This is a genomic window from Bacillus sp. USDA818B3_A (genome assembly GCF_009928415.1).
Lineage (GTDB): Bacteria > Bacillota > Bacilli > Bacillales > Cytobacillaceae > Neobacillus.
The window spans coordinates 1-6,955 of the sequence record NZ_JAABNN010000047.1 but is presented as its reverse complement, the minus strand read 5'-3'; the positions used below and the strand labels follow the sequence as shown (position 1 = coordinate 6,955).

The following is a 6,955-nucleotide window of genomic DNA, read 5'->3' as shown; positions in this document are numbered from 1 at the left end:
TACTCGGATTGGACTTTCACCAACTAGCAATTAACGGCTTGCTGGGCACGCAATAGATAAAGGGCTGCCCCTATTTATGGCAGCCCTAGAGGCTTGTTATTTTTATATTATTATATTTTTATACGTAGAAAACGATTAAGATGTGTATCTACATTCAATCGATCTGACGTTTATATGAATAATTTCCTATTTCAGACATTTCAACGAACGTTCTCTTTAGTTTAAGTAGGATTAGTGTATCTATTGTTTATTTATGTTCAAGTTTATTATGGAACAACAATAAGTTCTGTGTTTAGAAGCCATTTGTCTATTGCTTTTTTAGGGTAGTAATCAGTTTGATCAATTTTTATATGCGGGATTTTACTCGTAAAACTGTTATCACCATTGTTTATTTCTGTTAACTTTTGAACTTCCACAGGACTTATGCCTAAGTATTTTGCTACCTCTGACTTTGTAAGCAATCGTTGTTGAGTCTCTTTTTTATGATCGTTTTTCTTACCACTTAAACTATCCGAAATTAACCAACAGCCTATAACTAAACACACTGCTAAACTAAAAATCGAAAGTGAAACCAAGTGATTTTTCATTCTTCCGCCCCTTTATGTAATTCTTCCTATTATATATTCTTCAACTCTCTTTATAAAGCCTTCTTGGGAACTGTTAATTGGTCTATAGTCTTTTTCTTTACACATTATTCTCGAAATGTACACTAGGTAATAAATAATCCAAATCGATTTAAATTTTTAATCTCTTTTTGGATAAAACTAACTATGGATCAATGAGGAGGTAACAGAATGGGCAAACAGGTTCAAAAAAATATTATAAGATTGTTGTTTATTTTTGGTCTTTGCTCTTTTTTTAATTTAATTAGAAAGCCTCCATTAAAGGATTGGTTACTAATTTTCTTTATGAAAAGCTACTTAGCGACAATTTTAGATACTTTATTAGTAAAAAAGGGTTATTTAAAGTACCCTGTTAAATTAGGACACAAGTTTGATATTAGCGTTTTGTTTAGCTACCTACTTTTTCCTATAAGTTGTATTTACTACAATCAAATAACTAAAAATTCAAGTATTTGGGGAATTATTTTTAAGTGCTTATTATTTAGTATCCCATCTTCAGTTGTAGAGTTTTGGCTTGAAAAGAAAACAAAATTAATTAAGTACAAAAAATCTTGGACTTCAATCCATAGTTTTGTTTCCATTTCTTTAACCTTTTTACTTTCACGGTTTCTAATCGGAATAATTAGAAAATACGAAGATTATAGCCAGTTGGTCCCAACCTCAAAAAATGGTTGTTCATAAGTTAATCAATAAATACGGGCTGCCAACTAGTTCAAGAATACTGATTTGGCAGACCATTGATTACATGGTGCCTGTTGAACTTTTTGATAAAGTTGCACAATTTGATTGAAGTGTTTATCCTGACCGCACGAGTGAAGAAGTTTCGGCGAAGTGTGACAAAGAAGAAATGAATTTTCTGGCATTGAATATGGTAAATGAAATTGTTACTGGTAAGCGCACTGTGGGCGAAGCAAAACGCTTTTTTGCCGATACCGCCATAAAATTTCATCAAGGTATATCTTCACCTTATATTGAAAAATTCCTTTTCCCAAAGCAAACCAGACGGTTAGATGACCTTGTCTCCTAAAGCAGATTACGACGGATACGATAGCTCAATAAACCGCCTCTTCAATTAGGCGGTTTTCTTATCGTAATGATCAACATCAGGATTTAACTTGTTGGAACGATGCGATCATGATTTCCATTTATTATTAATGTTGGCTGAACAATTTTAGATAGATCCTCAGGCTTGTCTTTTCCCCATTTATTGATTGCATCTAATTGCATTCTATACGCTCCTAAACTGATAGTTTTATCTCGATGTTTTTTCCTTTTTTTTATTTGAATTAGAAATTCTTTAGGTTTTTTCTTACCATTCTGTGTGTTTGGGAAAAACAAATAGGTCTTTATGTCTTTGAAAGTCAATATTGCACGGACTAAATAAGATTAGTAATATGCGTGACCTTGGAAATACCTTTCCCTCCTCGAGGTCCCGTACCAACTAATACTAGCTTTCTAACTAAGCTTGGTTCCTTTAAGATTAATTCTTGAGCAATCATTCCTCCCATTGACAAAGCTATCAAATCTACCTAATCCTAGTAGTTTAATAAATGTGATTGCATCATTTGCCATTTGAGGGATGTTGTTTGGTACTTTACCATTGGAAAGTCCCACTCTTAAGTTATTAAATACGATGACCCAATGGCTTTTAGCAAGACCATCGATAATCCTAGGATCCCAATTATCAAGATTAGCTGAAAGATGTGTCAATAAAATAATTGGGATTCCTTTTTTTTTCCTAATTCTCTATATGCATACCGTTTACCATTTTGATGCTGAATGAATAAGTTAGGTGCGTCAATGTAAGAATAATGAACTGACATTGCTACTTCCCCTCCTGCATACCTTTTTAAAATTTGATAACTACTTTTCCTTTTGGATGTCCATTTGCCACTAATTTTAGTGCAGCATTAATGTCATCAATTGTAAAATTGGTAGGATCAATGGCAGGAACAATATTATTTTCTTCAATGATTTTTGTGATTTTTTCTAATTGTTTTCCATCTGCTCTAACGAAAATGAAGCGATATTGAACACCTTTCTTCTTTGCTTTCTTATCAAATTTTGAGCCAACTAATCCAAAAATAATTTGCTTCCATTTAGGCAGACCTTTATCAATTGCAAACTGTTTATTTGGTCCAGTACGAAGACTTAGTAACCGACCACCTGGTTTAATAATGGATAACTCGCGTTCGAATTCATCAGCACCTAGAGTATCAATTACAAAATCAACTTCGTCTAATATTTCCCAATAATTTTCCTTAGTATAATCAATATATTGATCAGCACCAGCATTCAACGTTCTCTCTTTAGCCGAAGGACTACCGGAAACAATAACCTTTAATCCCATTGCTTTAGCTATAGGAACAGCCATTTGGCCAAAACTTCCTGACCCTCCTGGAATAAACACTGTTTGTCCCTTTTTTGCTTCTAACTCTTCTACTAAGCCTTGGTATGCCGTTAGACCTGTTAAAGGTGCACCAGCTCCAGTAACAAAATCTAAATTTTTCGGCAAGTGCCATATGGATTGAGCATCAACTGCAACATATTCTGCAAATGCCCCAATTTTTTCAATAGGGAGTCTTGTATAAATAGAATCTCCAACGTTAAAACCAGATACATGATTACCCACTTTTTCAACAATCCCTGTTAGTTCATTTCCTAATACAAGGGGCATATCATAGTCTTGTATTAATTTTACACTTCCTGTAATATTTAATATTTCAAGTGGATTTATTGCAGCAACTTTTACCTTTACCAGTACCTCATTATCATTAATACTTGGTATAGGGATATCAACAATCTGTGCTTCAATGTTTTTCGAGTATTTTTGTATTTGGGCTGCTTTCATATTCCCAATCTCCTTTTAAAAAACCACCAACTCTTACATTGATGGTTTTTATCATTCGTTTATTTCATTAATTTAGTCTAGTCTGTGTATCCTAAAGCACCGTTTTTAATCTAAAATGTTTTGTCGATCCCTTTAACTGTTAAAACTAACCGACTTATTCTTTTAAGAACGGATAATCTATATACCCTTCCGCTCCTCCTGCATAAATGGTATTTTTATCAGGCATATTCAGTGGGGCATCCAATTTCAATCGTTCGACAAAATCTGGGTTGGCTATCATCCAAGTCCCTACAGTTATAACGTCCGCAAGTTCATTATCTAAGTCTAACGTAAGTTGGTCTAAAGTACGTCCTGCTCGGTTAACAAGAAGTGCTTGCGACCAGAGTTGACGGATCTCTTGTAATAATGATTCATTTCCGAAGTGCATGATGTGGAGATATGCAAGGTTGAGCTTATCTAACTCACTGACTAAATAACGGTACATTTCACTACTTGTTTCTCCCTCTTCTATTCCATTTAGTGTTCCTTGAGGAGAGAAGCGTATGCCCGTTCGTTCTGGTCCAATCTCATTAACAACTGCTTTTGCTACTTCAATGGCAAATCTTGAGCGATTTTCAATCGTTCCACCGTATGCATCCTGACGTTGATTAGCATTTTCACTTAAGAACTGTTGAATAAGGTAACCATTTGCTCCGTGGATTTCAACGCCATCTGCACCAGCTTCTACTGCTGCTCGTGCTGCTAGGCGAAACTCATTTATAACGTCCTTAATTTCTCCTTCACTCAACGCTCTAGGTGTAGGAATCTCCTTCATTCCTTGTGCTGTAAATATTTCTATATTAGGCGCAATAGCTGAAGGGGCAACAGCTTGACGGTGATGAGGTGTATTGTCAGGATGTGAGACACGGCCTACATGCATAAGTTGAACAAATATACGTCCTCCTTCGTTATGCACTTTTGATGTTACCTTTTTCCACCCCTCAATGTGTGATTCTGTATAAATACCAGGTGTATTTGTATAACCCTGACCATCCTCTGAGGGTTGAGTACCCTCACTTATTATTAAACCAACCGATGCACGCTGGCCGTAATACTCTGCCGCCAAATCACTAGGTGTTCCATCTGGAAGTGCTCTACTCCTTGTCATTGGTGCCATACCTAAACGGTTTTTTAGTTCTATATTTCCAATTCTGACTGGTTCAAATAACTTGCTCATATAACTTCCTCCTTTTTAATCGTTATCAATTTTTTATAAAGATGTTGAATTCAGGAACGAATTGACGTTCTCAGCAAATAGTTCTGGAAATTGGAATAGGTGTCCGTGACCAGAATCAGGATATATAATGAGTTGTGCTTTTGGTAAGTGCTCAGCTAAAATATAACTATTTTTGGTTGGAACCATAACATCGTTATTACCATTTGTCACAAGCACAGGATGTTTAATGTTCTGTAACCAATTGTAATCATTATTGGGTTTTGGTTGAGACCACTTTGCCAAAGCCTTTAATTGGGCTTGTTGTACTTGGTCAGAACTTTCAACCTTTTTCTGATTGATAATTCTTTGTAAAGATGCCATTCCCGCAGATTTACTTGTTTCAGTTGAACGGTAGAAGAAAAACATGAAATCATCCAAAGCATTCTCTGCATTCCCACCGTGTCTACTCATTCTTTCAAATATTTCTGGCTCAGGATTAATTCCAGACTCAGGTCCAGTACCTGCCATGATGATTCGTCTAATCAAATTCCCTTCTTGTAATGCCAATTCTTGTGCAACCATTCCACCAATTGAAAAACCGAGAATATCGACTTGATCTAAACCAAGTGCTTTTATAAATTTCCCTGCATCTTGTGCCATCTCAGCAATCGTAACAGGTGTTTGTCCTTCCGTCTCACCAACCCCTTTGTTATCAAATAGGATAACTGGACGTTCCTTCGCTATTGGACCAACCATATTAGGATCCCAATTTTCCATAGTTCCTCTAAAGTGAACTAGAAATACGACAGGTACTCCCGTTTTTTCACCAAACCTTCTATAAGCATAACTAGTACCTTCAACTTCAATAAATTCTGATTGAGCTGGTATGGTAAATGTTGTCATTTTAGTCACTTCTCCTTCGAACATTGAGTTCTAAATTTTTTAATATAAATTAGTTGAATGACATACCCTTTTTAGAATGATCATTCTAAAAATGCATGTAGAAAGAATACTAACACAGTATTTAAAGGGTCAGATTATAACCTTGTCTATATATTGAATGAACATAACCTTGGGTTTGCTCCCTTTATCTTCAAAACAAGTGAAGTTCAGCTAGATTGATTATTACCTTTTGGGAATGATTGTTCCCAAAAGAGTAAAAAAATTAATCTAATACCGAAAGTGTAATATCAATAATATTATTTAATTTTTCTGTGTCATCGGTAGTTTTGGTCATAACGCGTAGACCTACTAAGGAATTATGAAGAAATTCCGATGTTTTTTTTGCATCATGATGTTTAGATATTTCTCCAGCTTTTTGACCTTTTAGCACTAGATTGTTTAGCAGTAATTCGGTCTTAGAAAAACTCTCCACTACCTTTTCTGCTGCTTGTTCATCATGTAAAGACAACTCAACTGCCGTATTTACTGTCAAACATCCAATAAGTTGTTGTTTATCTCTGACAATTATCATTTCAAATAATTGCCTAATAGCATCCTTTACCGAATTCAGCTGGCTTAATTCATTCTCTATTCTAGTTCTTATTATTTCATTATAATGATCCAACGCTTTTATAAACAAAGTGTGCTTGTCGCCAAACGTATCATATAAGCTACGACGATGGATACCCATATACTTTACTAAATCCTGCATGGAGGTTTTTTCATAGCCTTGTATCCAAAAAAGTTCCATAGCTTTTCGTAATACTTCATTTTCATCGAATTCCTTATTTCTAGCCATACTATCATTTCCTTTGATTAATCTGAAAGTAACCAGAAAATCTTAATGCTAACTTCAAAATAATCATCAATCAACAAGGTGAAGAATATTGACTTTCTCGCCTTTCGCCAATAATATCATTTTAAGAATGAACAGTAAAGATTAGCTTAAAGAGTTACTACTAAATTCTCCAATTTTGTATGAACTATACGTTTTACCAGCTTCACCTCCTAAAAAAGGATTTTTAAATCTGTTTCTGTAACCTTGAGATAGTGCTAAGTGAAGTTTTTAGAATGAACATTCTCATTATGACAAAAAGTAGCTAATAACCTTACAAATCTATAATATCATTTTGAGAACGATTGGTAAAGAATAAATTTTGTTTTTTTTTAACCATTAGGCGAAAAGAAAAAATGGCATAATTTTATATTCAATAATAGTTTCAAAAACAGAATCTAAGTATGATAATGTTTTAAAACCCTCTTCCATTCCCCTGCTCCGTTAGCTCAACAAATAAAGTAGGGAAACCTTTTTCAAGGCTTCCCCCTTATCAAACCGTACGTGCC

General features: G+C 34.7%; 8 protein-coding genes. 1 reads left to right on the top strand and 7 read right to left on the bottom strand.

Annotated features, from left to right (window positions below):
* Positions 1-266: 266 nt before the first annotated feature.
* Entirely contained in the window at positions 267-587 is a 321-nt protein-coding gene (locus tag GXK58_RS26770) for a helix-turn-helix domain-containing protein (RefSeq protein ID WP_160726219.1), read from the bottom strand.
* A gap of 207 nt (positions 588-794) precedes the next feature.
* On the opposite strand from GXK58_RS26770, the gene GXK58_RS26765 reads away from it, so the two are divergent.
* Positions 795-1,304: a CBO0543 family protein gene (locus tag GXK58_RS26765; RefSeq protein ID WP_160726218.1), complete on the top strand. Its 510-nt coding sequence runs from the start codon at positions 795-797 to the stop codon at positions 1,302-1,304.
* Between the two features lie 429 nt (positions 1,305-1,733).
* Here the strand turns inward: GXK58_RS26765 and GXK58_RS27630 are convergent, their stop codons facing one another.
* From GXK58_RS27630 to GXK58_RS26740, 6 genes are all read right to left on the bottom strand, one after another.
* Positions 1,734-1,850: an alpha/beta hydrolase gene (locus GXK58_RS27630; RefSeq protein ID WP_202171467.1), complete on the bottom strand. Its 117-nt coding sequence runs from the start codon at positions 1,848-1,850 to the stop codon at positions 1,734-1,736.
* A gap of 228 nt (positions 1,851-2,078) precedes the next feature.
* Positions 2,079-2,333, bottom strand: a complete 255-nt coding sequence (locus tag GXK58_RS27155) for an alpha/beta fold hydrolase (protein ID WP_202171466.1) — start codon at positions 2,331-2,333, stop codon at positions 2,079-2,081.
* A gap of 139 nt (positions 2,334-2,472) precedes the next feature.
* Complete coding sequence (locus GXK58_RS26755) at positions 2,473-3,474, bottom strand: NADP-dependent oxidoreductase (RefSeq protein WP_160726217.1); 1,002 nt, start codon at positions 3,472-3,474, stop codon at positions 2,473-2,475.
* 154 nt (positions 3,475-3,628) lie between these two features.
* Positions 3,629-4,690, bottom strand: a complete 1,062-nt coding sequence (locus GXK58_RS26750; protein WP_160726216.1) for an alkene reductase — start codon at positions 4,688-4,690, stop codon at positions 3,629-3,631.
* Positions 4,691-4,723: 33 nt separating this feature from the next.
* A complete protein-coding gene (locus tag GXK58_RS26745; RefSeq protein WP_160726215.1) occupies positions 4,724-5,572 on the bottom strand; it encodes an alpha/beta fold hydrolase in 849 nt (282 codons plus the stop codon).
* A gap of 262 nt (positions 5,573-5,834) precedes the next feature.
* Positions 5,835-6,410 carry a TetR/AcrR family transcriptional regulator gene (locus GXK58_RS26740; protein ID WP_160726214.1) on the bottom strand — a complete coding sequence of 192 codons (576 nt, stop codon included), beginning with the start codon at positions 6,408-6,410 and terminating at the stop codon, positions 5,835-5,837.
* Positions 6,411-6,955 lie beyond the last annotated feature (545 nt).

What these genes read in the sequence shown, in the direction of transcription:
- GXK58_RS26770 (WP_160726219.1), bottom strand. Translation starts at nt 587, where the DNA reads ATGAAAAATCACTTGGTTTCACTTTCGATTTTTAGTTTAGCAGTGTGT.
- GXK58_RS26765 (WP_160726218.1), top strand. Translation starts at nt 795, where the DNA reads ATGGGCAAACAGGTTCAAAAAAATATTATAAGATTGTTGTTTATTTTT.
- GXK58_RS27630 (WP_202171467.1), bottom strand. Translation starts at nt 1,850, where the DNA reads ATGCAATTAGATGCAATCAATAAATGGGGAAAAGACAAGCCTGAGGAT.
- GXK58_RS26755 (WP_160726217.1), bottom strand. Translation starts at nt 3,474, where the DNA reads ATGAAAGCAGCCCAAATACAAAAATACTCGAAAAACATTGAAGCACAG.
- GXK58_RS26750 (WP_160726216.1), bottom strand. Translation starts at nt 4,690, where the DNA reads ATGAGCAAGTTATTTGAACCAGTCAGAATTGGAAATATAGAACTAAAA.
- GXK58_RS26745 (WP_160726215.1), bottom strand. Translation starts at nt 5,572, where the DNA reads ATGACAACATTTACCATACCAGCTCAATCAGAATTTATTGAAGTTGAA.
- GXK58_RS26740 (WP_160726214.1), bottom strand. Translation starts at nt 6,410, where the DNA reads ATGGCTAGAAATAAGGAATTCGATGAAAATGAAGTATTACGAAAAGCT.